Annotated in this window: 21 protein-coding genes; 16 read left to right on the top strand and 5 right to left on the bottom strand. The window is 72.3% G+C overall.

All coding sequences use genetic code 11. The features are described from left to right. The first annotated feature begins 317 nt into the window (after window positions 1–317). Window positions 318–521, top strand: a complete 204-nt coding sequence (locus tag ACFV9Q_RS27420) for a cold-shock protein (protein ID WP_020016705.1) — start codon at window positions 318–320, stop codon at window positions 519–521. Between the two features lie 68 nt (window positions 522–589). On the opposite strand, the gene ACFV9Q_RS27415 is transcribed toward ACFV9Q_RS27420, so the two are convergent. After that, window positions 590–1,576: a spermidine synthase gene (locus ACFV9Q_RS27415; protein WP_377237055.1), complete on the bottom strand. Its 987-nt coding sequence runs from the start codon at window positions 1,574–1,576 to the stop codon at window positions 590–592. Between the two features lie 178 nt (window positions 1,577–1,754). Here ACFV9Q_RS27415 and ACFV9Q_RS27410 point away from each other — a divergent pair, with 178 nt between their 5' ends. The 3 genes from ACFV9Q_RS27410 (at window position 1,755) to ACFV9Q_RS27400 (ending at window position 4,054) form a co-directional block, all read left to right on the top strand. Beyond that, window positions 1,755–2,222, top strand: a complete 468-nt coding sequence (locus tag ACFV9Q_RS27410; RefSeq protein WP_377237054.1) for an SAV_6107 family HEPN domain-containing protein — start codon at window positions 1,755–1,757, stop codon at window positions 2,220–2,222. A gap of 58 nt (window positions 2,223–2,280) precedes the next feature. Continuing rightward, window positions 2,281–3,522, top strand: coding sequence for a DNA polymerase IV (locus ACFV9Q_RS27405; RefSeq protein WP_377237053.1), 1,242 nt, complete (start codon window positions 2,281–2,283; stop codon window positions 3,520–3,522). A 106-nt stretch (window positions 3,523–3,628) separates the two neighbouring features. Then, entirely contained in the window at window positions 3,629–4,054 is a 426-nt protein-coding gene (locus ACFV9Q_RS27400; protein ID WP_377231349.1) for a DUF3040 domain-containing protein, read from the top strand. A gap of 153 nt (window positions 4,055–4,207) precedes the next feature. Here the strand turns inward: ACFV9Q_RS27400 and ACFV9Q_RS27395 are convergent, their stop codons facing one another. From ACFV9Q_RS27395 to ACFV9Q_RS27385, 3 genes are read right to left on the bottom strand one after another with little or no spacing between them, the layout of a single operon-like run. Then, window positions 4,208–6,499: a transglutaminaseTgpA domain-containing protein gene (locus ACFV9Q_RS27395; protein WP_377237052.1), complete on the bottom strand. Its 2,292-nt coding sequence runs from the start codon at window positions 6,497–6,499 to the stop codon at window positions 4,208–4,210. Then, window positions 6,496–7,809, bottom strand: a complete 1,314-nt coding sequence (locus ACFV9Q_RS27390) for a DUF58 domain-containing protein (protein ID WP_377231919.1) — start codon at window positions 7,807–7,809, stop codon at window positions 6,496–6,498. Before ACFV9Q_RS27390 ends, ACFV9Q_RS27395 begins: the two co-directional genes overlap by 4 nt. Window positions 7,810–7,829: 20 nt before the next feature. Continuing rightward, window positions 7,830–8,879 (bottom strand): AAA family ATPase, encoded by a 1,050-nt coding sequence (locus ACFV9Q_RS27385; protein WP_377237051.1) that lies wholly within the window; start codon window positions 8,877–8,879, stop codon window positions 7,830–7,832. 397 nt (window positions 8,880–9,276) lie between these two features. On the opposite strand from ACFV9Q_RS27385, the gene mraZ reads away from it, so the two are divergent. The 4 genes from mraZ (at window position 9,277) to ACFV9Q_RS27365 (ending at window position 13,460) form a co-directional block, all read left to right on the top strand. Then, window positions 9,277–9,747, top strand: coding sequence for a division/cell wall cluster transcriptional repressor MraZ (gene mraZ, locus ACFV9Q_RS27380; RefSeq protein ID WP_357484605.1), 471 nt, complete (start codon window positions 9,277–9,279; stop codon window positions 9,745–9,747). Window positions 9,748–9,928: 181 nt separating this feature from the next. Continuing rightward, complete coding sequence (gene rsmH, locus ACFV9Q_RS27375; RefSeq protein WP_377231917.1) at window positions 9,929–10,972, top strand: 16S rRNA (cytosine(1402)-N(4))-methyltransferase RsmH; 1,044 nt, start codon at window positions 9,929–9,931, stop codon at window positions 10,970–10,972. Then, window positions 10,969–11,397 (top strand): hypothetical protein, encoded by a 429-nt coding sequence (locus ACFV9Q_RS27370; protein ID WP_377231916.1) that lies wholly within the window; start codon window positions 10,969–10,971, stop codon window positions 11,395–11,397. Before rsmH ends, ACFV9Q_RS27370 begins: the two co-directional genes overlap by 4 nt. Continuing rightward, complete coding sequence (locus ACFV9Q_RS27365; protein WP_377237050.1) at window positions 11,394–13,460, top strand: penicillin-binding transpeptidase domain-containing protein; 2,067 nt, start codon at window positions 11,394–11,396, stop codon at window positions 13,458–13,460. Before ACFV9Q_RS27370 ends, ACFV9Q_RS27365 begins: the two co-directional genes overlap by 4 nt. 12 nt (window positions 13,461–13,472) lie before the next feature. Here the strand turns inward: ACFV9Q_RS27365 and ACFV9Q_RS27360 are convergent, their stop codons facing one another. Continuing rightward, window positions 13,473–14,117 (bottom strand): TetR/AcrR family transcriptional regulator, encoded by a 645-nt coding sequence (locus ACFV9Q_RS27360; RefSeq protein WP_377237049.1) that lies wholly within the window; start codon window positions 14,115–14,117, stop codon window positions 13,473–13,475. A gap of 91 nt (window positions 14,118–14,208) precedes the next feature. Between ACFV9Q_RS27360 and ACFV9Q_RS27355 the strand changes: the two genes are divergently transcribed. The 8 genes from ACFV9Q_RS27355 to ACFV9Q_RS27320 all read left to right on the top strand — a co-directional run bounded on the left by ACFV9Q_RS27355 (window position 14,209) and on the right by ACFV9Q_RS27320 (window position 24,060). After that, complete coding sequence (locus ACFV9Q_RS27355) at window positions 14,209–16,806, top strand: beta-glucosidase (protein ID WP_377237048.1); 2,598 nt, start codon at window positions 14,209–14,211, stop codon at window positions 16,804–16,806. Window positions 16,807–16,853: 47 nt separating this feature from the next. Then, window positions 16,854–18,524 carry an ABC transporter substrate-binding protein gene (locus tag ACFV9Q_RS27350; RefSeq protein ID WP_377237047.1) on the top strand — a complete coding sequence of 557 codons (1,671 nt, stop codon included), beginning with the start codon at window positions 16,854–16,856 and terminating at the stop codon, window positions 18,522–18,524. Further along, the gene (locus ACFV9Q_RS27345; RefSeq protein ID WP_377237046.1) at window positions 18,524–19,624 is read left to right on the top strand and encodes an ABC transporter ATP-binding protein; all 1,101 of its coding nucleotides are present in this window, start codon (window positions 18,524–18,526) and stop codon (window positions 19,622–19,624) included. The genes ACFV9Q_RS27350 and ACFV9Q_RS27345 overlap by 1 nt, the downstream gene beginning before the upstream one ends. Continuing rightward, complete coding sequence (locus ACFV9Q_RS27340; protein WP_377231268.1) at window positions 19,621–20,604, top strand: ABC transporter permease; 984 nt, start codon at window positions 19,621–19,623, stop codon at window positions 20,602–20,604. Before ACFV9Q_RS27345 ends, ACFV9Q_RS27340 begins: the two co-directional genes overlap by 4 nt. Next, a complete protein-coding gene (locus ACFV9Q_RS27335) occupies window positions 20,601–21,518 on the top strand; it encodes an ABC transporter permease (protein ID WP_377231269.1) in 918 nt (305 codons plus the stop codon). Before ACFV9Q_RS27340 ends, ACFV9Q_RS27335 begins: the two co-directional genes overlap by 4 nt. Then, window positions 21,515–22,624, top strand: coding sequence for an ABC transporter ATP-binding protein (locus ACFV9Q_RS27330; RefSeq protein WP_377237045.1), 1,110 nt, complete (start codon window positions 21,515–21,517; stop codon window positions 22,622–22,624). Before ACFV9Q_RS27335 ends, ACFV9Q_RS27330 begins: the two co-directional genes overlap by 4 nt. Before the next feature lie 318 nt (window positions 22,625–22,942). After that, a complete protein-coding gene (locus ACFV9Q_RS27325) occupies window positions 22,943–23,581 on the top strand; it encodes a hypothetical protein (protein ID WP_377237044.1) in 639 nt (212 codons plus the stop codon). Then, the gene (locus ACFV9Q_RS27320) at window positions 23,578–24,060 is read left to right on the top strand and encodes a hypothetical protein (RefSeq protein ID WP_377237043.1); all 483 of its coding nucleotides are present in this window, start codon (window positions 23,578–23,580) and stop codon (window positions 24,058–24,060) included. Before ACFV9Q_RS27325 ends, ACFV9Q_RS27320 begins: the two co-directional genes overlap by 4 nt. Window positions 24,061–24,316 lie beyond the last annotated feature (256 nt).

Raw genomic sequence — 24,316 nt, 5'->3', positions numbered from 1 at the left:
GGTCGGCACAGACCTGTGCCGACCTCGACGCAGACTGCCGACCTCCAGGCCGGTGCCCAGGAGAGTGCCGACTTCGGCGCCTGAAAACAGGCTCTGAGCTGGGTTTGCAGGTAACTCTGCGGCCCGGTGTGTCATAGCTGCGGCAGAAATGTGCGTGTTCCATGGCACATTTGAGTGGTCCATGCCACACTGGCGCACGTTGCAGTGACGTACCAAGGCCACGTCCGGCGTGTCGTGAGCAAGTCGGGAAAGCATTGCGGCACGGGGGCGGGCAACGGGCTCGCCGTCGGATCCCGGACGGAAGGTCGAAGGACAGCATGGCGCAGGGTTCTGTGAAGTGGTTCAACGCGGAAAAGGGCTACGGGTTCATCGCCCAGGACGGCGGCGGCGCCGACGTCTTCGTGCACTACTCCGCAATCCAGTCCAACGGGTACCGGTCTCTCGAGGAGGCCCAGCGGGTCGAGTTCGAGATCACGCAGGGTCCCAAGGGTCCGCAGGCGGAAGCAGTCGTGCCGCTCTGACGTAACTCGTGAGAAGGCCGTCCTCCCTCCGGGGAGGGCGGCCTTCTTCGCGCGCCCCGAAGGACGTGTCAGGCCGGGTCCGGGGCGGCGGTCACCAACGGGGCGGCCGTACCGGCGAACGCCGCGGCGTCGTCGCCCGCCAGGAGCGTGGCCGGCACCGCCAGGGTGCGCAGGGCGCGTCCCAGGCGCGCGTCCCGGAGGTCGGGGAGCTCGACGGCGTCGCGGGTCCCCAGAGGGCCCTGTGCGGCGTCCTGGGCGGCCTCGTGCGCGCCCTCCGCCCTGGCGTCGTGCCGGGTGCCGCCCGGGCCGTCCTGGTGGCTTTCGCCCGCGTGGCCGCCGTCCGGGCCGTCCGGCCGGACGTCGTCCCGCGGCGGGTCTTCGGGCAGCCCGCGGACGGCCGCGAGGACCAGGTTGCCGTACCGGCGCCCCTTGAGGATCGCGGGCTCGGCGACGGCGGCGAGCCGGCCCTGCGCCGCGGCGTCCGGCCCGAAGGCCTCGGCGAGGCTCGCGACCTCGCGCCGGGCGGTGGTAAGCGGCGGACGGTCGGCGCAGTTCACCAGGAGGACGCCGCCGGGCCGCAGCACGCGGTGGGCCTGCGCGGCGAACCCCGTGCCCACCAGGTGTTCCGGCGTGCGGTCGCCCGCGAAGACGTCCCGGACCACCACGTCGTAGGAGGCGTCGCGCGCGGCGGCCAGGGCGCGCCCCGCGTCGTCGGCGCGCAGGCGCAGCAGGGGCGAGCGCGGCAGGGCGAACCATTCGCGCACAAGCTCCAGGAGGCGGGGATCGAGGTCGACGCCGAGCTGGCGGGAGCCCGGCCGCTCGTGCTCCACGTGCCGCGCGAAGGCGCTGCCGGCGGCGCCGAGGTGCAGCACCCGCAGCGGCCCGGGCGGCAGGAGCGCCACGAACGCGGCCATCTGTTGCATGTACTCGAAGTCGAGAAAGCCGGGGTCGGCCAGGTCGAGGCTGGAGCTCGGCACGCCGTTGACGTGCAGCGTCACCCGCTGCGGGAAGTCGGGGTCGCGGACCACCTCGGCGGTGCCGGTGCTGATCGGCACGGGGCCGACGGGCAGCTCGGCGGGGAGTGTCAGTGGTGCGGAGGAAGATGGGCGGCGTCGGGCGGAGCGGCGGGCCATGAGCACAGTGTCTCCCGGACCGGCGGTGCGCTTGACAGGATAGAACGTATGTTCGATAGTGTCGCACAAGGGGTTCGATCGGAGGTTCGAGATGGGCACCATGCAGTCTCAGAGCGGGCGGGAAGTGGTCTCGGCACGCATGCTCGTGCCACGCGCCGTCCCGCCGGGCGTCAGCGCCCTGCTGCGCAAGGCGGACGCGGAGCTCGCCGAGGCCGCGCGTGCGGCCGACCCGGGTGACCGGTTCGTGCACGCGCACCTCGCGGCAATCCGGTCGGCCGCGGCCGTCGTGGCCCTGCGGGGCCGCCCGTCGGCGCGCTCCGGCGCACGGACGGTGTGGGACATGCTTGCGCACGCCGAACCGGACCTCGCGGCCTGGTCGGGCTACTTCGCCTCCGGCGCGCCCCTGCGGGCCGCGGTGGACGCCGGGCGCCCGGAGCAGGTGGAGCCTGCGCGGGCGGACGAGCTGCTCGCGTGCGCCGAGGACTTCCGGGACGAGGTGGCGATGCTCGTGGACCCGGACACGGGGTTCGCGACGCAACGCCTGTCCCTGGTGCCCGAGGCGTCCTGACCGGCGCCGGCGGGGCCGGCAGACAAGCACTGGGCAAGAGCGGGAACGGAGCACGTTCGTGAGCAAGGGGCCGCGGTCAGCGGCGGCGAGACGGGACTGGGGGTCGGACGAGTCCGGCTGCTCGGTGCTGCACCTGGACATGGACGCGTTCTTCGCGTCCTGCGAGCTGGCACGGCGGCCGGAGCTGCGTGGCCTGCCGGTCATCGTCGGCGCGCAGGAGCGCGGCGTCGTGCTGGCCGCGACGTACGAGGCACGCGCCTTCGGCGTCCGGTCCGCGATGCCGATGACGCGGGCGCGCCTGCTGTGCCCGCAGGCCGTCGTGGTCCGACCCGACCACGAGCTGTACCGCGACGTGTCCCGCTCGGTCATGGGCATGCTGCAGGAGGTCACGCCGCTCGTGGAGCAGATCAGCGTGGACGAGGCCTTCCTGGACGTCAGCGGTGCCAGGCGGCGCCTCGGCCCGCCCACCGTGATCGGCGCGGAGCTGCGCCGGCGCATCGCGGCCGAGCACGGCGTGACGGCCTCCGTGGGCATCGCGCGGAACAAGTTCGTGGCCAAGCTGGCCTCCACGCACGCCAAGCCGGACGGCCTGATGCTCGTCCCCGTGGACGCCACCGTCGACTTCCTCCACACGCTGCCCGTCGGCGCCCTGTGGGGCGTGGGGGAGAAGACCGAGAAGTCGCTCGCCGCGTGGGGGATCACCACGGTCGCGGAGCTGGCCCGCACGGACCTGCCGAGCCTGCAGGCGGCCGTCGGCCGGGTCAGCGGCGCGCACCTGCACGACCTCTCCTGGGGCCGGGACCCGCGCCCCGTCGTCCCCGAGCAGCGCGAGCACAGCATCGGCGCCGAGACCACCTTCGGCACCGACCAGGACGACACCGATGCGGTCAACCGCAAGGTGCTGGAGCTGTCCGACCGGGTGGCGGCGCGCCTGCGGCACCAGGGCGTGCTGGCCCGCACGGTCTCGGTGAAGGTGCGCTCCAGCGACTTCGCGACGTTCACCCGGTCGCGAACGCTGGACGGGCCCACGGACGTCGCCCGGGAGATCTACCTCGTGGCGCGGGAGCTCGTCGCGGCGGTCGATCTGGGCGGTCTCCCGGTGCGGCTGGTCGGCGTGCGGGGTGAAAATCTCCGGGAACGCGACGGTTCCGCCCAGCAGCCCACGCTGGAGGAAGCGGTCGATCCGCGCTCCGGAGCACAGCGCGAGGCCGAGCTCGCGCTCGACGCGGTGCGTGAGAAGTTTGGGAAAACGGCGATCGACCTGGGTGTACATCGCAAGAACGGCACGCATCTTTACTGATCTGCCCCTATAGTCATGGGTATGCCCGGGATGTCGACTACCAACGACGGCCGGGTCGTCCTATCCTGGAAGGGACACTGTTCCTTTGCGAGATCCGGGGGTCTCGATGCCTCTGTCCGAGTACGAGCAGCGGGTGCTGGAGCAGATGGAGCGCGCTCTGACGTCAGACGACCCGCGGCTGGCCAACACGCTCCAGTCCACAGGCCGTGGTAACGCGCTCCGTTATGTGCTGTCCGGGGCCGGCGTAGTCGTCGGCCTGCTTCTTCTTGTCGTCGGTGCAGCGACGTCGCGTACGTGGCTCGGGGCCATCGGCTTCGTGCTGATGTTCGCGGGTGTGGTCTTCGCGTTCCTCGGACCGCGCAAGAAGCAGCAGGAGGGTCCGGTCGGCGTCGTCGGCGAAGACGGCACCGTCCAGCCCTCGAACGGGGGAGCACGCAAGGCCCGCAAGCGGCAGGGTGGTGGTGGTCGTTCCGGCTTCCTCGCCCGCCTCGAAGAGCGCTGGGAGAACCGGCGCAACCAGGGCGGCCGCTAGCCGGCCAACCGTTCCCGGTGGTCCTGACCGGACGACCGCACATGACAGGAGCCGGGCCCCGAGGGGCCCGGCTCCTGTCTTTCGTCCCACCTTCTTCGTTGAGTGCTGGCTATTTGTGGCTCTCAAGGCTTGAGAGCCACAAATAGCCCGCACTCAACGGGGGCGGGTGAGGGCTTCCGTCAGTTCTGCCGTCACCGTCGCAGTCAGCTCCTCGAGCTCGGCGGCCGTCGGCGGCGTCGAGTCGCGGGCGTAGCGCTCGTCCTCGGCGGCGTCGGCCAGGGCGGTGAGCCGTTCGGCGACGTCGTCGGGCAGGGGTGTGCCCGTCCTGGCGCGCACCTGGTCGGCGATCACCTCCGGCGCACGCCGCAGCGTGACCGACGGGCCGAGCCGTACCTCCCGCTCGGCGAGCAGCGCCAGGACGCGGGCCCAGGCGCGCTCGGGGTCGAGCTCCTCGACCTCCGTCCGACGGCGCAGCAGCAGCCACGCGGCACCCCCGAGCACCCCGAGGGCGAGGATGACCGCGACCACCCAGGCCCAGCCGGGCAGGGTCTGGTCGGACATCTGGCTGCCGGACGACGTGTCGTTCGTGGCGCCCGCCTCGGACTGGTCCGGCCGCTGGGTCGGCTGCTGCGGGGGCACCTCGTTGGCGCGCGACGGCGTGGGCGAGGCGCTGGGTGCGGTGCCCGTGCCGGGGTTCGCGTACGAGGGCAGCGGGCCGGTCTGGACCTGCGGCGTCGGCTCGAAGCGGACCCAGCCGACGGACGGGAAGTAGATCTCGGGCCAGGCGTGCGAGTCCTGGCCGGTGACCCGGTAGCTGCCGTCGCCGTCGGGCCGCCCGGGCAGCCAGCCGACGCCGATCCGGGCCGGGATGCCGAGGCTGCGGGCCATCACCATCATCGAGAGGGCGTACTGCGTGCAGTACCCCTCCTTGTTCTGCAGGAAGTCCCAGACGGTGTCCGACGAACCCCGGTAGTCGGCGTCCGGGTTGTACACGAACCCGGCGCCCGAGCGCAGGTGGTTCTGGAGCGCGACCGCCGCGTCGAACCGGGTGGGCGCGTCGCCGACGACCTCCTGGGCGTAGGCGGCGATGTCGTCCCGGTGCTCGGTGTCCGGCACCTCCGTGTAGCCGGCCGACCGGGGATCGCCCGACATGGGCGCGGCCCGCAGCAGCTCGGGGGTCAGTCCGCGCTCGACGATCTCGACGGTGTACGGCGCGCCCTGCTCGGTGCCCTCGCCGCTGCGCACCTCGTCCCGCAGCGGGTCGTAGGCCCAGTCGCCCTGGACGTCCACGGTGCGGGGCTCGAGCGGCAGGGGCAGCTCCGCGCCGTCGAGCTGCCCGATTCGCAGGTCCATCCGGAGGCGCTCGCCGTCGGCGCCCTCGCCGGGCGGCGCGAGGACCGTCGACGGGTCGAACTCGGCCAGGCCGCCGGTGGGCACGTTCCGGTTGGTCTGGACGCCGTCGAAGGCCGTCAGCGTCATGACGCGCAGGGGGCCGGCCGGCTCGCCCTCGGCCATCGTGTACGTCAGCACGGTGTTCGAGGACCGGGCGCTCAGGGGCTGGCGCATGTCCAGCTCGGAGGACAGCTCCACCGTGTCGGACGGCGTGGAGATGAGCTGGTTCCACGTCCCGGCCAGCGCCGGCAGGGACGCCATGCCGGTCGCGACGCCGAGCGAGGTGGCGGCGACCGCCACGGACGTCAGGGCCGTGATCCCGGAGCGGAACCGCTGCGCCCGGCGTACCGCCGCGGAGTCGGCGTCGCTGCGCCGGCCCGGGGTCAGTCCCACCGGGTCGACGGTGAGCAGCAGGAGCATCGCGGTGACGCTGATGACGAAGACCTGCCACTGCACGTCGCCGATGAGGGTCAGCGACGGCGTCCACAGGAGCAGCAGCGGCACCCCGGCGAAGCCCGGCATGCGGGCGCCGGCGAGGGAGTCCACCACGAGCAGAACCAGCAGGGTGCCGCCGACGGCGACCATGCTGATGGCCGGCCCGGGGTCCACGGGCGCCACCTGCGTGCTCATCAGCTCGGTGGCCTGGCGGAACCGTTCGAGGGCCTGCTCCACGGAGTCGGGCCCCACGAAGGGCTCGAACCGCTGGCCCGGTCCGCCGTAGCGGGCCAGGACGAACCAGACTGCGACGAGAAGGCCCGCCGTCGTCGCGAAGAACGAGGCGCTGCCGGCCGCGCGGTCGGCGGCCCGGTCCGCGCTCGGCCCCTGGCCCGCCGCCCGGCGGGCGGCGGCGCGGTCTACGGCGTTGCGCAGCAGCAGGTACCGCACCACGCAGGTGGTGGCCGAGACGAGGACGACGCCGGTGGTGCCGGCCGTGAGCCAGGGTCCGGGGTCGATGACGAGCGTGAGCGCGTGCATGGACGCGATCACGGCGATCGCGACGAGCACGCCGGACGCGACGGTGCGGACCAGCGGGCCGCGGTGGGCGGGGATCACGGCGCACGCTCCGCGAGCAGGGCCCAGGCGCGCTCCGGGTCGGTGCGGGCCTCGCAGGTGCTGACGTGCCAGCCGGAGGCGCGCAGCTCGGCGGCCGTCTGGTCCAGCTCGTGCTGGAACCCGGCGCCGCGCGGCGCCACCAGCAGCCCCCAGCAGGTGCCCTCGGCGCCGAGCGCGGCGAGGTCGTGCCGCGCGTCGGGTGCCTGCGGGCCGAGCACCGCCACGACGATCTCCCCCGGGGCGCGGGCGAGCCGGAGCGCCCGCGCGGTGGTGCTCGTCGCGTGCTGCCCCTCCGACGCGCCGCGGTGCCCGCGGATGTCGACGCACGCGTCCAGCAGGGCGGACCTGCTGGCGCGGGTGATGGCGAAGCGGACGCCGTCCACGCTGGGCGCCACGCTGGTGGTCACCAGGCGGGACGGGTGGCCGGCGTCGAGGAACGAGGTGGCGATCGACGCGGCGAGCTCGACGGCCCACTCGCCGTCGTCCACCGCCGCCGGACGGCGCAGGCTCCCGGACTCCTGCCAGTGGGGCAGCAGCGAGCGGTCGAGCAGGACGGTCACGGGGCGCACCCCGGCGCTCTCGTCGGCGCGGACCATGAGCTGGCCGCGGCGTGCGGCGCTCGCCCAGTGGACACGCCGTGGGTCGTCGCCCGCGACGTACTCCCGCAGCACGGAGTCGTCGCTGGACTGCAGGCGCGCGCCCGTGGCGGAGTGGTCGACGTCGCCGACCGACCGGGTGCGCACGGCGAGCTCGACGGTGCGGGGCCACACGGGGACGTGCGTGGCGCTGCCGAGGGGCTGGGTGGCGCGGACCAGGCCGAACACGTCGGTCCGGGTGGTCAGCAGCGGGCCGAGCGACCAGCGCCCGCGCCGCATCGGCGTGAGCGAGTAGTGCACGGTGATCCGGTCGGCCCGCGCGGAGACCCGGGCGCGGATGCCCTGGTGCCCGGCGAGCTCGTGCGCCGCCTGCTCGGACAGGCGCAGGCGGGACAGCCGCTCGTACGCCGCGCCGGAGGCCTGGTGCGCGGCGACCAGGAGGCTCACGTCCGCCGTCCGGTCGCGCACCACGGGGTTGGGCGCGACGGACCGTGTCACGTGCAGGGCGCCCCGGCCGGACTCCAGCCGCTGGGTGCCGATCACCAGCCAGGCCACGCCCACGGCGATGAGCGCCGCGGCGCCCAGGCCGACCAGGTCGGGCAGGGTGAGGACGAGCCCGAGCGGGATCAGCACACCGCCGACGCACGCAGCGCCGATGCCGCGGGGGGTGAGCCGGACCCGGCTGATCCGTGCGAGCGTGTCACGCCACTTCATGACCGTGCCGCCCCGGCCGCTCAGAACTGGCGCCGGTCGGCGGGCTCGAGCGCCGGCACCGGTGTGCGCTGCACGATCTCGTCGACGAGCGTCTCGGGGGTCACGCCGCCGAGGCGCGCCTCGGTGGTGAGGATGAGCCGGTGGGCCAGCACGGGCCGGGCGAGCCGCTGGATGTCGTCGGGCAGCACGTGGTCGCGGCCCGCCATGGCGGCGATGGCCTTGGCGGCGCGCAGGAGCTGGAGCGAGGCGCGCGGCGAGGCGCCCAGCCGCAGGCCCGGGTGCTCACGCGTGGCCCCGACGAGGCCCACGACGTACCGCTTGACCGAGGGGGACGCGTACAGCGACCGCACGAGCGCGGAGAACCGCAGCAGCGTGTGCCCGTCGGTCACGGCCTCCAGGTGCGCCAGCGGCGTGCTGGCCTCCTGGCGGTCGAGCATGAGCATCTCGGCGTCGATGTCCGGGTACCCCACGGTGATGCGGGCCATGAAGCGGTCCCGCTGCGCCTCGGGCAGCGGGTAGGTGCCCTCCATCTCCACCGGGTTCTGGGTGGCGACCACGAGGAACGGCCGGGGGAGCTGGTGGGTGGTGCCGTCGACCGTGGTCTGGCCCTCCTCCATGCACTCCAGCAGCGCGGACTGGGTCTTGGGCGAGGCGCGGTTGATCTCGTCGCCGATCACGATGTTGCTGAACACCGGGCCCGGCCGGAACTCGAACTCGTGGCTGCCGGTGCGGAAGATGTTGACGCCCGTGAGGTCGCTCGGCAGCAGGTCGGGCGTGAACTGGATGCGGCCCACGTGGCAGTCGATGCTGCGCGCGACGGCCTTGGCGAGGGTGGTCTTGCCGACGCCGGGCACGTCCTCGACGAGCAGGTGGCCCTCGGCCAGCAGGACGGCGAGGGTGATGTCGGCCAGGCCGGGCCGGCCCGTCACGACGGACTCCACGGCGCCCCGGACGCGGGCCATGGTCTCCACGAGCTCGTCGAGCGCGGCTGGTCCGGGCTCTCCCTGCGGAGCGGGCGCTCCGCCGAACCGAGGATCCGTGAGGCCGGACGTGGCGCGTTCCGTGTGCACTGGGGGACCTCCATCGGGCCGGGAGTCAGGCCGGTTTCTTGCGCGTGTACGCGCTGTTCGGAAGCCGGGGCGACTGTCGCTCGCCCGGCTGGACCAGCCTAGTAGAGATGTAAAGCACTCTGTTGTGTGCATCACGCGGTCTTCACACATCCCAGGGCTTGTTTCGCCCTGGTGAAACGACGTCTCGCCGGGCGGGGGACCCGCACGAGACTGCGGACCGGAGGCACCTACCGGGACATTCCACGCCACGCCGGACATGAATTTACTCCACCTGCTCTTTACCTCTTTGACCTGCGCATTGAGGGCGGGTGGGCAGTTCTCCCCATGGTTTTTCCGAGTGCGGTGGTGGAAAGTGGAGTAGCGTGGAGTATGCGGGAGCGGAAGGAGGTGTCGGCCCATGACTGCGATGGCAGAAGGTTTCGCAGGTCTGGGTCTGCTCCTCGGCACGTACACCCCGAAGCTCGACGAGAAGGGGCGCCTGATCCTTCCCGCCAAGTTCCGGGGGCGACTGTCCGGCGGTCTGGTGATGACCAAAGGGCAGGAGCGGTGCCTCTTTCTTCTTCCGATGGACGAGTTCCAGCAGATCTACACCCAGATCCGGCAGGCGCCGGTGACGAGCAAGGCAGCACGGGACTACACGCGAAACTTCCTGGCGGGAGCGAGCGACGAGGTCCCGGACAAGCAGGGCCGGGTCTCCATCCCGACGCACCTGCGGGCGTACGCCGGTCTCGACCGCGATGTGGTCGTGATCGGGGTGGGAACCCGCGTGGAGGTGTGGGATGCGCAGGCGTGGGCCACATACCAGGAACAGACCGAACCCGACTACATCGATCAGGCCGAGGAGATCTTCCCCGGGCTGAGCTTCTAGGCAGGGCGAGGGGACGGCCGTACGGCCAGGCCTCCTCCCGCAGGATCCGGCGCACTTCCCCGCCGCCGGAACCGTGCGGAGGGAGACCTGACCGGACGGCGGTACCGGCACCAGACACGACGCACCACGCATGACGCACGAGGCATGACGCAGGACAGCACCACGCAGGAGGGAGACACCGATGAACGCGACCGACGACCGCCCCGGCACCGGCAGTGACGCCGCCGACCGCCACCTCCCGGTGCTGCTCCAGCGCTGCGTCGACCTGCTGGCCCCCGCGCTCGCCGAGCCCGGTTCGGTCCTGGTGGACTGCACGCTCGGCATGGGCGGCCACACGGAGGCCGTGCTCGAGCAGCTCCCGTCGGCCCGCGTCATCGGCATCGACCGCGACCCCCAGGCCCTCGCCCTCGCGGGCGAGCGGCTGGCCCGGTTCGGCGACCGGTTCACGCCGGTGCACGCGGTGTACGACGAGATCACCGAGGTGGTCGACGCGCACGCCGGCGGCGCCGTGCAGGGCGTGCTCATGGACCTCGGGGTGTCCTCGCTGCAGCTCGACGAGACCGACCGCGGTTTCGCCTACGCGCAGGACGCCCCGCTCGACATGCGCATGGACTCCACCCAGGAGCTGACGGCGGCCGTCGTGCTCAACACGTACGACGAGCGCGACCTCGCGCGGATCCTGCGGGAGTACGGCGAGGAGCGCTTCGCGGGCAAGATCGCGCGGGCGATCGTCCGGCGTCGGGCCGAGCGGGAGTGGGACCGCAGCGGGGAGCTCGTCGACCTGCTGCGCGCCGTCATCCCCGCCGCGACCCGCAAGACGGGCGGCCACCCCGGCAAGCGCACCTTCCAGGCGCTGCGCATCGAGGTGAACGGTGAGCTCGAGGTCCTCGAGCGGGCCGTGCCCGCCGCGATCGAGGCGCTCGCGGTGGACGGTCGCATCGTCGTGGAGTCGTACCAGTCGCTCGAGGACCGGATCGTCAAGCGGGCCATCGCGCAGGGCACCACGTCGTCGGCCCCGCCCGGGCTGCCCGTCGAGCCCGAGACCCACCGGCCCTATCTCGAGGCGCTCACCCGGGGCGCGGAGGAGGCCGACGCCGAGGAGCTGGAGCGCAACCCGCGCTCGGCGTCGGTCCGGCTGCGCGCCGCACGGCGCGTGCGCCCCACGCCCGAGCACCTGCTGAACCGCACCAACAGGCACCACACAGCGAAGGAGGACCGCCGATGAGTGCAACCAACGCCGCGACGGCCCGCGCAGTCCGTCCGGCCGAGCTGCCCCGCACCCGCAGGGCACCGCTGACCGCGATCTCCGGGGGCGCCGCGCAGCGCGGCCGCCGCCTGGACGTGGTCCGCGCGCCGCTGCACGCGAAGAGCCGGGTGCCCTTCTTCGTGCTGTGCGCCACCCTGATGGTCGGTTCCCTCGTGGCGGTGCTGGTGCTCAACACCACGCTGGCGCGCGGTTCCTACGAGATGTCGCAGCTGCAGGGCGACGTGGCGCAGACCGCGCAGGACGTCCAGGTGCTGCAGGAGGACCTGAGCGCCGCCCACACGGACCTCCCGGACAAGGCCCGCAGCCTCGGCATGGTGCCGGCGGAGAACCCGACCATGGTCAGTGTCCGTACCGGCAAGGTGGTGAAGGGTACGGACCAGTGACGGGTCCGACCTCGGGCTCGGGCCGGCAGCGCAAGCAGACCGGCACCCCGCCGCAGAAGGCCCGGCCCGCCAAGGCCCAGCCGCCCAAGGCGCGCTCGGCACAGGCCCGGCCTGCCAAGGCCCAGCCGGCGAAGGCCCGGACCTCCAAGGCCAAGGCCCAGCCGGCCAAGGCCCAGCCCACCAAGGCCCAGCCGCGTGCGACCAGCACCCGGCTGGGCCTTCAGGCACCCGGCGCCCCGCGCCCGGCGTCCGCCCCGTCCCGGCCCGCCCGGTCCCGGGTGGCGCGCCCGCTGCCGCCCCGGCCGGGCCGGCCGGAGGTGCGGCAGCGCTGGCTGGTCGGCATCGCGGCCGTGGTGGTCCTCGTCTTCCTGGTGCGCCTGGTCCACGTGCAGCTCATCGAGGGGCCGAGCCTGGCCGCCAAGGCCGAGGCGGCGCGCACGGCCACCGCGGTCACGCCCGCGCACCGGGGCGACATCACCGACGCGAACGGCGTCGTGCTCGCGACCTCGGTGGACCGGTACACGGTGGTGGGCGACCCGGTGGCGATCGAGGACTTCCGCGGCTCGAGCCGCGGGCTGGACGCCGAGGGCAACAAGGTGCAGGACGGCGCCCTGGGCATCGCCCAGCTCCTCGCGCCGATCCTCGACGAGCCCAAGAACGAGCTGGCGGCCAAGCTCGTGGGCGAGTCCCGCTACAAGGTGCTCGCCAAGAACGTGGTGCCGCAGGTGCAGCGCGCCATCGCCGACCTGCAGATCCGGGCGTACATCCGGACCGACCTCACCTCCCGGCGCACGTACCCGTCCGGCACCGTCGCGGGCTCGCTGGTCGGTTTCGTGGACGACGAGCAGACCGGGCAGGGCGGCATCGAGAAGGCGTACGACGACCTGCTGGCGGGTACCGCGGGCTCGGACACGTACGAGCGCAGCCTCGACGGCCTGCGCATCCCGGCCGCCGGCCAGGAGTCGGTCCCGGCGGTCCCGGGCGACAGCATCCAGCTCTCGCTGGTGCACGACATCCAGTGGAAGGCGCAGGACTCCATCGACGAGGCCAAGCGGACCACCGGCGCCGAGTACGGCATCGCCATCGTGCAGGACGTGCGCACGGGCGAGATCGTGGCGCTCGCGGACTCGGGGTCGGTGAACCCGAACGACCGGTCGACGTCGGCCGTCGCGGGCGGCTCGCGCGCCGTGAAGGACGTGTTCGACCCGGGCTCGACCGGCAAGGTGATCACCATGGCCGCCGCGCTGGAGGGCGGCTACTGGAACCCGAACAGCCGGTTCACCGTCCCCTACACCTACACGACGCCGAACGGCCAGAGCTTCCGCGACTCGCACGAGCACCCGGTGCAGCGGCTGACGCTGACGGGCGTGCTGGCGCAGTCGTCGAACACCGGCACCGTGCAGGCCGGCGAGAAGATCCCGCTGCAGACCCGGCAGGACTACCTGTACAAGTTCGGGTTCGGGCAGCCGACAGGCCTGGGCCTGCCGGGCGAGTCCGTGGGCCTCATGCCGCCCGCCGACGTCGCCGACTGGGACGGCCGTACGCAGTACGCGGTGCTGTTCGGGCAGGGTCTGTCCGTCAACGCGATGCAGGCCACGAGCGTGTTCTCGACCGTGGCGAACGGCGGCGTGCGGATGACGCCGACGCTCTTCGAGGGCTCCACGAGCCCCGACGGCGTCACGACGCCGGCCGAGCAGGAGCCGGGGGAGCGGGTCATCTCGCAGGAGACCGCCGACACCCTGGTCGAGATGATGGAGACCGTGACCGAGGACGGCGGTACGGGTACCAACGCGGCCGTGCCGGGCTACCGGGTGGCGGGCAAGACCGGTACCGCGCAGATGCCCGCGGGCGGCGGCTGGACGTACATGGCGTCGTTCATCGGCGTCGCGCCGGCCGACGACCCCCGGTACACCGTGGCCGTGTTCCTCAAGAGCCCGCACAGCTCGATCTTCGGCGGCGACGTCGCGGCGCCGGTGTTCAGCGACGTCATGGGCTTCACGCTGCAGAAGATGGACGTGCCGCCGAGCGAGGACCCGAAGCGGCGGCTCAAGACCGAGTGGTGATGCGGTCGCTGGTCAGCTCGCGATCCGCACCGTGCTGCCGAGGGTGGCCGTCAGGATCGACTCGATGGCGAAGCCCGTGGCCGACGCGAGGTCGACGGCCTCCGGGTCGAGCAGCCACTGGAGCTGGAGGCCGTCCATGACGGCGATCACCGCGGCGGCGGCGCGCTCCGGCTCGCCCTCGGGCAGGGTCACGTCCCGCTCGGCGGCCAGCTCGCGCACGGCCTGGGAGATCTCGCCGCGCAGCACGGAGAACCGCTCGGCGACCCAGGTGGACGCCGGGTGCCCGTCGGTCACGGACTCGCCGGTGAGCACCGCGTAGGCCTGCACGATGCCGCGCCGGTCGGCGTTCAGCTTCGCGGTGGTGACCAGGTGCCGGAACAGCTCCATGCCACCCGGGATGTGCTTGCCCTCCAGGTGCTGCACGTCCACGCGGTCGCGGTACTCGAGCACCTCCCACAGCAGCTTGTCCTTGCTGCCGAAGTGGTGCAGCACTCCCGCGTGCGTGATGCCCACCTGGGCGGCGACGTCGACGAGCGAGCCCTGGTGGTAGCCCTTGGACCCGAAAACACGTGTCGCGGCGGCGAGGATCTCCTCCCGCCGCTGGTCGCGCGTGGGCCGCTTGGCCTTCGGGGCAGCCTGCCCTGTCGCTTCTGGCATGGACTCACGATAGCCGAGAATCCGGGCTTACTAACCAGTAAGTAAGTGTGGTTGAATGCGCTCAGCCGTCCACCGCCGAACGGAGAAGCACTTGTCATCGCAGGCAGTTACCGCGCAGGTCATCGCCACGGAGCCCGAGCTGCTCCGGCTCCTGGACCAGCTCTCCGCCGAGGAGAAGGTGTCGCTCGTCGTGGGCGCGTCCATGTGGACCACCACGGGGGTGCCGCGGATCGGCCTGGAGCCGGTGGTGCTGTCCGACGGGCCCGTCGGCGTGCGTGGCCCGGACGGCGGGACGTCGGCGATGTTCCCCGCACCGTCCGCGCTGGCCGCGACGTGGGACCTGGAGCTGGCCCGCCGCGCCGGCCTGCTGTTCGCCGCCGAGGCCCGCCGCCACGGCGTCGACGTGGTGCTGGCCCCGCAGGTCAACCTCCAGCGCACGCCCGTGGGCGGCCGTCACTTCGAGTGCTACTCCGAGGACCCGCACCTGACCGCCGAGATCGCGGTGGCGCTCGTGGGCGCCGCGCAGGAGCGGGGCGTCGGGATGTGCGTCAAGCACTACGTCGCCAACGACTCCGAGACCGAGCGCACGCGCTACCTCGCGCGCCTCGACGAGCGGACGCTGCGCGAGGCCTACCTCGCACCCTTCGAGCGCCTGGTGCGCGACGTCAACCCGTGGTCCGTCATGGGCGCCTACAACGGCGCCGACACCGAGGGCCTCGCGGCGCCCCTGCTGGAGCACCGGCCGCTCGTGGTCGACCTGCTCAAGGAGGAGTGGGGCTACGACGGCCTGTTCGTGAGCGACTGGGTCGCCACGCAGTCCGTGGTGCCCGCCGTGCGCGGCGGCCTGGACCTGCAGATGCCCGGGCCCGACGGTGCATGGGGCGACGGCCTGCTCGACGCCGTCCGCTCCGGCGAGGTCGCCGAGTCGGAGCTGGACGACAAGGTGCTGCGCCTGCTGCGGCTCGCCCGCCGCACCGGCCGGCTCGTGCTGCCCGGCGCCGCCGACGCCGACGGCGCCGCGGGCGCGCACCTCGCGCTCCAGGCCGTGCCGGACCAGCCGGCCGCCGCGACCGCGACGTCGAGCGCGCTCCTGCGCGAGCTGGCCGCCCGCTCCGTGGTGGTGCTCAAGGACGACGCCGGCCTGGTGCCGCTGGTGCAGGACGGCGCCCGCCCGCTGCGGGTCGCGCTGCTCGGCCCCGCAGCGGTCGAGCCCTTCTTCCAGGGCGGCGGCTCCTCGTTCGTGCAGCCCGACCACCTGACCTACCCCGCCGACGAGCTGCGCGCCGCGCTGCCGGCCGGCTCCGAGCTGACCGTGCTGGCCGGCGCCCGCGCGCTGCACAACCCGCCGGAGCTCGACATCGACCGGTGCACCGACCCGGTCTCCGGCGAGCCCGGCCTGCGCGTCGAGCTCCTGGCCGCCGACGGCAGCACGCTCGAGGAGCGCACCGCCACCGGGTGGACCGGCTGGCTGGAGGACGTGCGACCTGACGCGGACGCCGTCCGCCTGCGGGCGACCGTCCGGCTGGACGAGGCGGGCGCCCACGAGCTCGGCGTCGGCACCGTCGGCGTACACCGGGTGCTCGTCGACGGCGCGGAGGTCGCGACCGGCAGCACCGTGGTGAACGAGGACGTCGTGCTCTCCTCCGGGCACAACCACCCCATCGCGGCCCTCGCGCAGGCGAGCGGCGTCGCCGAGCTGGACGCGACCGTCCAGGTGGTGCACGCCGTGGGTTACGGGCACTTCGTGCGCGCCGCCCTGGTGCACCGGCTGCCCGGCCCCTCGGCCGCCGACGAGCTGGCCGCCGCCGTCGAGGCCGCTGCCGCCGCCGACGTCGCCGTGGTGCTGGTCGGCACCACCGCCGAGGTCGAGTCGGAGGGCTACGACCGGCCGGACCTGGACCTGCCCGGCAACCAGGACGAGCTCGTGCGGCGCGTCGCCGCGGCCAACCCGCGCACCGTCGTCGTCGTCAACGCGGGCGCGCCAGTGCTGCTGCCCTGGCTGAACGACGTGCCGACCGCGCTGTGGGGCTGGCTGCCCGGGCAGGAGGCGGGCACGGCGCTCGCCGACGTGCTCACGGGCGCCACCGAGCCGTCCGGCCGCCTGCCGTGGACGCTCCCGGCGCGCTTCGAGGACGTCCCGGTGCCGCACGCGCGGCCGGTGGACGGCGTCGTCGAGTACACCGAGGGGACCGACGTCGGCTACCGCGCCTGGGAGCGGCGGCTGGCCGCCGGGCCGGACGCCGCGGGTGCGGGCGCGCCCGTGCCCGCCGCGCCGTTCGGGCACGGCCTGGGCTGGACCACCTGGGAGTACGAGGACGCCGTCCTCGCCTGGGGCCAGTCCCACGACGCGCCCGCGACCCTGACCGCGTACGTGACCGTCCGGAACACCGGGTCCCGCGCGGGCCGCGAGGTGGTCCAGGTCTACGTCGAGGCGCCCGCGGGCGGCCCGAGCCGCCCCGTGCGGTGGCTCGGCGGCTTCGCGGTGGCGGACGTGCCCGCCATGGGCAGTGCGACCGTCCGCGTACCAGTTCCCACCCGGGCGCTGCAGGTCTGGGACCCGCAGGCCAAGGGCTGGACCACGCCGCCGGGCACCTACCGGCTGCGTACCGGCAGGTCCGTCGCGGACCTGCGCCTGACCAACGAGCTGACCGTCCGGCCCGGGGAGGAACCCGGCGCCGGAACCCAGTGATCACACCCCATCTGTCCCGTCGGGGGACAAGTGCAAGGAGGCACACCGTGAGGATTCACAAGCACGTCGCCGTCGTGGCGGCCGCAGCAGCCGTCGCGCTGCTGGCAGCCTGCAGCGGCGGTGGTGGTGGCGGCACCGCCACCGAGGCCGGCGGCGGGGAGACCCTGACCGTCGGCATGCCGAACGGCGTCCAGACCGAGAACCACAGCCCGTTCGCCACGGGCTCGTCCGCGCTCTCGCTGGGCTACGCGTTCACGATCTACGAGCCGCTGATGATGCGCAACCAGGCCCGGCCCTCCGAGGACCCGGAGCCCTGGCTCGCCGACAGCGTCGAGTGGAACGAGGACTTCACCGAGGCCGTCATCACGCCCCGCGAGGGCGTCACCTGGTCGGACGGGGAGGAGTTCACCGCCGACGACGTCGCGTTCTCCATCCAGCTCCGCAAGGACTTCGAGGCGCTGAACACCGGCGCCCTGCCCTACGACAGCGTCGAGACCGACGGGTCCACCGTCACCGTCTCGTTCACCACCGGGCAGTTCGTCAACCAGTCCAAGCTGTACGACCTGGTCATGGTGCCCGAGCACATCTGGGCCGACGTCAAGGACCCGACCACCGACACCAACCCCGACCCCGTGGGCACCGGCCCGTACACGCTGGAGTCGTGGACCCCGCAGGCCGCGACCGTCGTGGCGCGCGACGACTACTGGGGCGGCAAGCCCGCCGTCCCCGAGATCCGGTACTCGTCGTACAACGACAACAACGCCCTGACCACGGCCCTGACCACCGGTGAGGCGCAGTGGGGCTGGACGTTCATCGCCGACTACGAGAACGTCTACATCGCCCAGGACCCGGAGCACTACCACCAGTACGCCGCCGGCGGACTCGGCATCGACGTGCTCTACCTGAACAACGAGACCAAGCCGTTCGACGACAAGGCGTTCCGCCAGGCCCTGAACATGGTCATCGACCGCCAGGAGCTCGTCGACGTCGCCACCTCGGGCGTCAACCCCGCCCTGACCAGCGTCACCGGCCTGCCGCTGCCCGCCGGCGAGGAGTTCCTCTCCGCCGAGTACGCCGACCAGGAGTACGCGGTCGACGTCGAGGGCGCCCGCGCCCTGCTGGAGGACGCCGGCTACACCTGGGAGGGCGAGAAGCTCGTCGACCCCGACGGCGACGAGGTGACGTTCGAGCTGGTCAACCCGGCCGGCTGGAACGACTACCTGACCGCGCTCGACCTCATCAAGAACTCCGCCGCCGAGCTCGGCGCCACCGCCACCGTCAACCCCGTCAACCAGGACGGCTGGTTCGCCGACATCATCCCCGGCGGCGACTTCCAGGCCACCCTGCACTGGACCGACGGCGGCGCCACCCCCTGGGACATGTACTCCGACATCCTGGACGGCGCGCAGTACAAGAAGCTGGGCGAGCCGGCCACGTGGAACTTCGGCCGCTTCCAGAACGACGACGCCACGCAGGCGCTCGCCGACTACGCCGCCGCGCAGGACGACGGCGCGCGTACCGAGGCGCTGGACACCATCCAGAAGGTGTTCGTCGAGGAGGTGCCGGGCATCGCCATCTGGACCCGCCCGGCCACCGCGCAGTACTCGACGCAGAACTACGTGGGCTGGCCGTCCGAGGAGGACCCGTACAACCAGCCCCAGCCCACCGGTGTGCAGGCCGCCCAGATCCTGATGCACCTCAAGCCTGCGGAAGGCTGATGAGCGAGACGACACCGGTGCTGGCCGCGCACGGCCTCACCAAGCACTTCCGAGCGGGCGGGCGCCGCGTCAGCGGCCGCTCGCCCGCCCGGGCGATCCACGCCGTGGACGGCGTGGACCTCGAGCTCCACCGCGGCCAGGTCCTGGCCGTGGTGGGGGAGTCGGGGTCCGGCAAGTCCACGGTCGCCCGGCTGCTGGCCGGACTGATCCCGATCACGGGCGGGCAGGTGCTGCTCGACGGCGCCGCAGTCCGCCTGCGGGGCCGGCGGGCGTTCCGCGCGTACGTGCGACGCGTGCAGATGATCTTCCAGGACCCGTTCGGCTCCCTGAACCCGGTGCACCCCGTGCGCTACACCCTGACCAGGGCGCTGCGCCTGCACCGCAAGCAGTCCACGGGCGGCACCCTGCGCGGGCCCGAGCTGGAGGCGGCCCTCACCGAGCTGCTGGAGCGCGTGCACCTCACGCCCGCGACGCGGTACGTGGACAAGTACCCGCACGAGCTGTCCGGCGGGCAGCGGCAGCGCATCGCCATCGCGCGGGCCCTGGCCGCCGACCCGGAGGTGCTGCTCGCCGACGAGCCCGTCTCCATGCTGGACGTCTCGATCCGGCTGGGCATCCTCAACCTGCTGGCCGACCTGCGCGACCGGCTCGGGATCGCCGTCCTGTACATCACTCACGACATCGCCTCGGCCCGGTACTTCGCCGACCGGACCACCGTGCTGTACGCGGGTCAGGTCATGGAGACCGGCGACTCCGAGTCCGTGACCCAGGAGCCGCTGCACCCCTACACGCGGCTGCTCATCGCGTCCGCGCCCGACCCCGACGACCTGGCGGGGATCGGCGCCGCGGCCGTGCGGGAGCAGGGGACCGGCGGCGAGCCGCCGAGCCTCGTGGACCCGCCGCCCGGCTGCCGGTTCGCGCCGCGCTGCCCGTACGCGACCGACCTGTGCCGCAGCGAGACCCCCGAGCTGATCGAGGTCGCCCCCGGGCGGTCCGCCGCCTGCTGGGGGTACGGCGAGCGGGAGGGTCGGCCCGACGTCGGGCCCGCCGTCCGCCACGCCGGTAGCGGCGCCAACGGGAACGGGGAGGTGGCCGCATGAGGTTCCTGCTGCGCAGGGTCGTGTTCTACGCGCTGACCGCGTGGGCCGCGATCACCATCAACTTCTTCATCCCGCGCCTGCTGCCTGGCGACCCCGTCACGGCCCTGCTGGGCCGCATGCAGGGCCGCATCGACAGCAACGCCGAGCACTCGCTGCGCGTGCTGTTCGGCCTGGACCAGGACACCAGCCTCTGGCAGCAGTACGTCGACTACTGGGGCCTGCTCCTGAAGGGCGACCTCGGCCTGTCCTTCACGCACTTCCCGACGCCCGTGGCCGACATCGTCAACCAGTCGCTGCCGTGGACGGTCGGGCTGGTCGGCGTCGCCACGATCATCGCGTTCGTGATCGGCTCGCTCATCGGCACGTTCCTCGGCTGGCGCCGCGGCACCTGGGCCGACGGGCTGCTGCCCGTGGCGACGTTCTTCCAGGCCGTGCCGTACTTCTGGCTGGGCCTGATCACCATCGCCGTGCTGTCCGTGAACCTCGGCTGGTTCCCGTCCAGCGGCAGCTACGACCGTGGCCTCGTGCCCGCGTTCAGCGGTGAGTTCATCGGCTCCGTCATCTACTACGGGTTCCTGCCCGCGCTCACCGTCGTGCTGTCCTCCGTGGCCGGCTGGGTGCTCGGCATGCGCAACATGATGGTGACCGTCTCCTCCGAGGACTACGTCACCGTCGCGCACGCCAAGGGCCTGCCCGAGCGGCAGGTCATGCTCGGCTACGCCGCGCGCAACGCCGTCCTGCCGCAGGTCTCCAGCTTCGCGCTGTCCCTCGGCTTCGTCGTCGGCGGCACGCTGATCATGGAGATGGTCTTCTCCTACCAGGGCATCGGCTACACGCTCTACCAGGCCGTCTCCACGCACGACTACCCGCTGATGCAGGGCTGCTTCCTGGTCATCACCCTGTCCGTCCTCGTGGCGAACATGGTGGCCGACCTCGCCTACGCCCTGCTCGACCCCCGCACCCGGACGGAGGACCGATGAAGAACCAGCTGCTGTTCCTGCGCAACGGCAAGGTCATCACCGGCCTGGTCATCCTCGGCTTCTTCACGCTGCTCGCCCTGGTGGGTCCCTGGCTCTCGCCGTACGACCCCAACCAGGTGAGCGACGCACTGCTCAGCCCGCCGTCCGTCACCCACTGGCTCGGCACCGACCACACCGGGCGCGACATCCTGTCCCAGATCATCGTCGGCGCTCGCGGCGTGCTCGTCGTCGGCCTGGTCGCCGGCGTGAGCGCCACCGTGGTGGGCGTGCTCGTGGGCGTGACCGCCGGTTTCGTCGGCGGCATCGGCGACGAGTCGCTGTCCGCGCTGTCGAACATGTTCCTCGTCATCCCGCAGCTGCCGCTGATCATCCTGATCGCCGCGCAGCTGCCGTCCGCCGGCGGCCTCACCGTCGCGCTGGTCATCGGGGCGACCGGCTGGGCCTGGGGCGCTCGCGTGCTGCGCGCCCAGACGCTGTCGCTGCGCAAACGCGACTTCGTCGAGGCGGCCCGGGCGAACGGGGAGCGCACGTGGCGCCTCGTGCTCGCCGAGGTCATGCCCAACCTGACGGCCGTCATCGCCTCCGGGTTCGTGGGCACCGTGACGTTCGCGGTGCTGTCCCAGGTCACGCTGTCGTTCATCGGTATCACGCCGGTCAGCGACTGGAACTGGGGCACCATCCTGTTCTGGGCGCAGAACAACCTCGCGCTGCAGCGTGGCGCGTGGTGGTGGTTCGTGCCGGCCGGGGCGTGCATCGCGCTGCTCGGCATGGCGCTGACCCTGGTCAACTTCGGTATCGACGAGATCGTCAACCCCCGCCTGCGGTCCACCGGCCTGCACGCGCGCTCGCTGCGTCGCCGGGGCATCCGGCCGCGCGTGGGGTTCACCCCGGTGGTGCGGGAGGTGCGGTCATGAGCGCAGGTGCTGTTACCGGTCCGGGCGCGGCTCCGGCCGTCGCTGCCGGCGGTCTTGCTGCCGACGGCGGGCCGACGGCGGAGGACCCGGTCCTCGAGGTCCGGAACCTGAGCGTCGACTACGGGTTCGGCGACGACCCGACGCACGTGCTGCGCGACGTCTCCCTGACGCTGCGCCGCGGCGAGGTGCTGGGGCTCGCGGGGGAGTCGGGCTGCGGAAAGTCGACCCTCGCCTACGCCGCGACCCGGCTGCTCGCCCCGCCGGGCCTCATCACGGGCGGCGAGGTGTGGCTCACGAACCGTGACGGCAAGCGGGCGGACCTGCTCGCCCTGTCCGACGCCGAGCTGCGGGCCGCGCGCTGGCGCGACATCGCGATCGTGTTCCAGGGTGCGATGAGCTCGCTCAACCCGGTGTTCCGGGTGGAGAAGCAGCTCGTCGACGGCATCCTGGCGCACCGCCCGCGCATGGGTCGCGGGGAGGCCCGGGAGCGGGCGGCGGAGCTGCTGCGTCTCGTGGGCATCTCGACCGACCGGCTGCGGGCGTACCCGCACCAGCTCTCCGGCGGCATGCGCCAGCGCGTGATGATCGCGATGGCGCTGGCCCTGGAGCCGCAGGTGCTCATCATGGACGAGCCCACGACGGCGCTCGACGTGGTGATGCAGCGCCAGATCCTGGAGCAGGTCATGGAGCTGCGCGAGCGGCTGGGCTTCTCCGTGGTGCTCATCACGCACGACGTGTCCCTGCTGGTCGAGGTCGCCGACCGCATCGCCGTCATGTACGCGGGCGAGATCGTGGAGACTGCCGCCGCGCGCGACGTCTACACGCAGCCCCGGCACCCGTACTCCGCGGGCCTGCTCGGCTCGTTCCCCCCGCTGCACGGGCCGCGACGCGACCTCTCGGGCATCCCCGGCGCCCCGCCGGACCTGTCCCAGCGCGAACCGGGCTGCCCGTTCGCGCCGCGGTGCCCGCACGTCATGGACGTGTGCCGCACCGAGCTGCCGGTGCTGGGCCGGACGGCGCAGGCCGAGGACGGGCGGCTGGTGGCGTGCCACCTGCACGCTGCCGACGTCGCGGGCTCGGCGTTGCCGGATCTGGTGGCGCGGTAGGGCCGGCGCCTGCGAGCAGCGGCCGGGCGGCGCGATTTGCTCGACCGCTGCTCTGTGCTGGGGGTCAGGCGTGGGAGTAACGCTAGCGGGCTGCTTGGCCGACCCTGCGCCGCGTCAGCCTCGACCCAGCACGCACCACCGAGATCACCGCCGCCGCACTCGTCCTGCTACATGTTCAGCGGCCCATCAAGGAATGAGGCGAGAATACCTCACTACGCGAAGGATCGGGTTATCATGCGGTTGCATTCATGGTCATGAAGACATTTCGCAAAAATTGAGGGCTGGTGGACGATGAGGATTTGGGGAGAACTGGGTGGCATGGGCGTCGCGTCCCTGGCGGCGGTCCTGATGGTCATGTCAGGCGCGGTGCCGGCAAGCGCATCCGAACCGTCGTTCGGGGCCGAGCCGAACGAACCAGTTGCCATTTTTTCCGATCAGGTGGCGGCAGGTATCTCGATGGACTCAGAGCTCTACGACACCATCGTGAATTCTCCGGGGTTCCATTACGCTCCAGCCCCCGGTGCCGACAAGCAGACAGTCACAGGTTCGGCTAGCGGCGCGGACCTCACGTCTCCGGTGATGGCTCCGGATGTCTGGGCTGGGAAGTGTGAATACACCGGTAGGGGGGACTATCCCCACGTCACGAACCGCGAGGCCTCCGTTCACGGCTACTGGGTGCGTCTTTCCGGCACCTGCCCATCGAAAGCCAGAGTCACGGTCGATCTGCAGGCTTACGGGTGCGGCAGTATCGGTTGCGCCTGGATTACCCAGAATACCGCTGAGGGCACGTTCGCTCCTGGAAGCGGCACCGGGCGCTGGGCGACGCCGCACAAGGCGTGCGCGAGCACGGCCACGGTCGGGTGGCGCGGTCGCGTGGACGTGGACCTGAGTGGCAAGGTTGACCCGTTCGGCTATCAGTACTCGGTCGAGCGCGATCTCATGTGTACTCCGGCATGACCGGCGAGAACGAGCGGTTTCACTACGCTCCGATCCATGGAAAGCCGGGGGATGCTGAACCCGCTCAGCGTCTGCCGTTCGACCTGGCCGGCCTTCGTGTGATCGGGACGCTTGCTATCTGCGGTATCGATGAGACGGTGACAACGGCTAACGTAGGGCCGAGCGTCAGCGTCAGTATCACGCAGTACGTGCGCTTGTCCGACGAGTCCTTGATCCGTCTCGACATGGACCGTGGCTTCACCGATGTCCGGTCCGGAGCCCGCGAGGACGTCTCGTGGAAGCGCACGGCGGACGATCTGATCGCAGAGATTCTGGATCTGGTGCAGGGGGACGACCGCCACAATCCTGGTGTCCATCCGTGGGAGGACCTCGCAGAAGCGGCCCGGATGCGGGGCGTCGATGTGGACGGCTCGACACTGCGCGAGCTGCCGTACCAGGTGCTGCTGACGGACGAGCTCATCGTCCACTTCGAACTCTGACCTCGTCCGGCGGGGACATCTCGTGCGACGCGCGCACGGGACACCCTCAGATCGCCCTCGGCGTCGTGGCCTCGAGGAATGGTCGGCGTCGGGCCGGATGCGTGCGGCGGCGGGTGGGGCCGTAGTGCCTGATGTCGAGCTCGGTGCCACCGATCCGCTCGGTAGGTCGTGTCGAACCCGGTCACGGGGCGAACCACGTCACGTAACCGGAAAGATCACCCGCTATTTGGTCAAGGGGTGGTGATTCTCGCCCATA

Origin of the sequence: Promicromonospora sp. NPDC059942 (assembly GCF_042731755.1) — a bacterium.
In the GTDB taxonomy this organism is placed as follows: domain Bacteria; phylum Actinomycetota; class Actinomycetes; order Actinomycetales; family Cellulomonadaceae; genus Promicromonospora.
The sequence above is the reverse complement of the archived record's forward strand: the minus strand, read 5'-3'. Positions and strand labels throughout refer to the sequence as shown.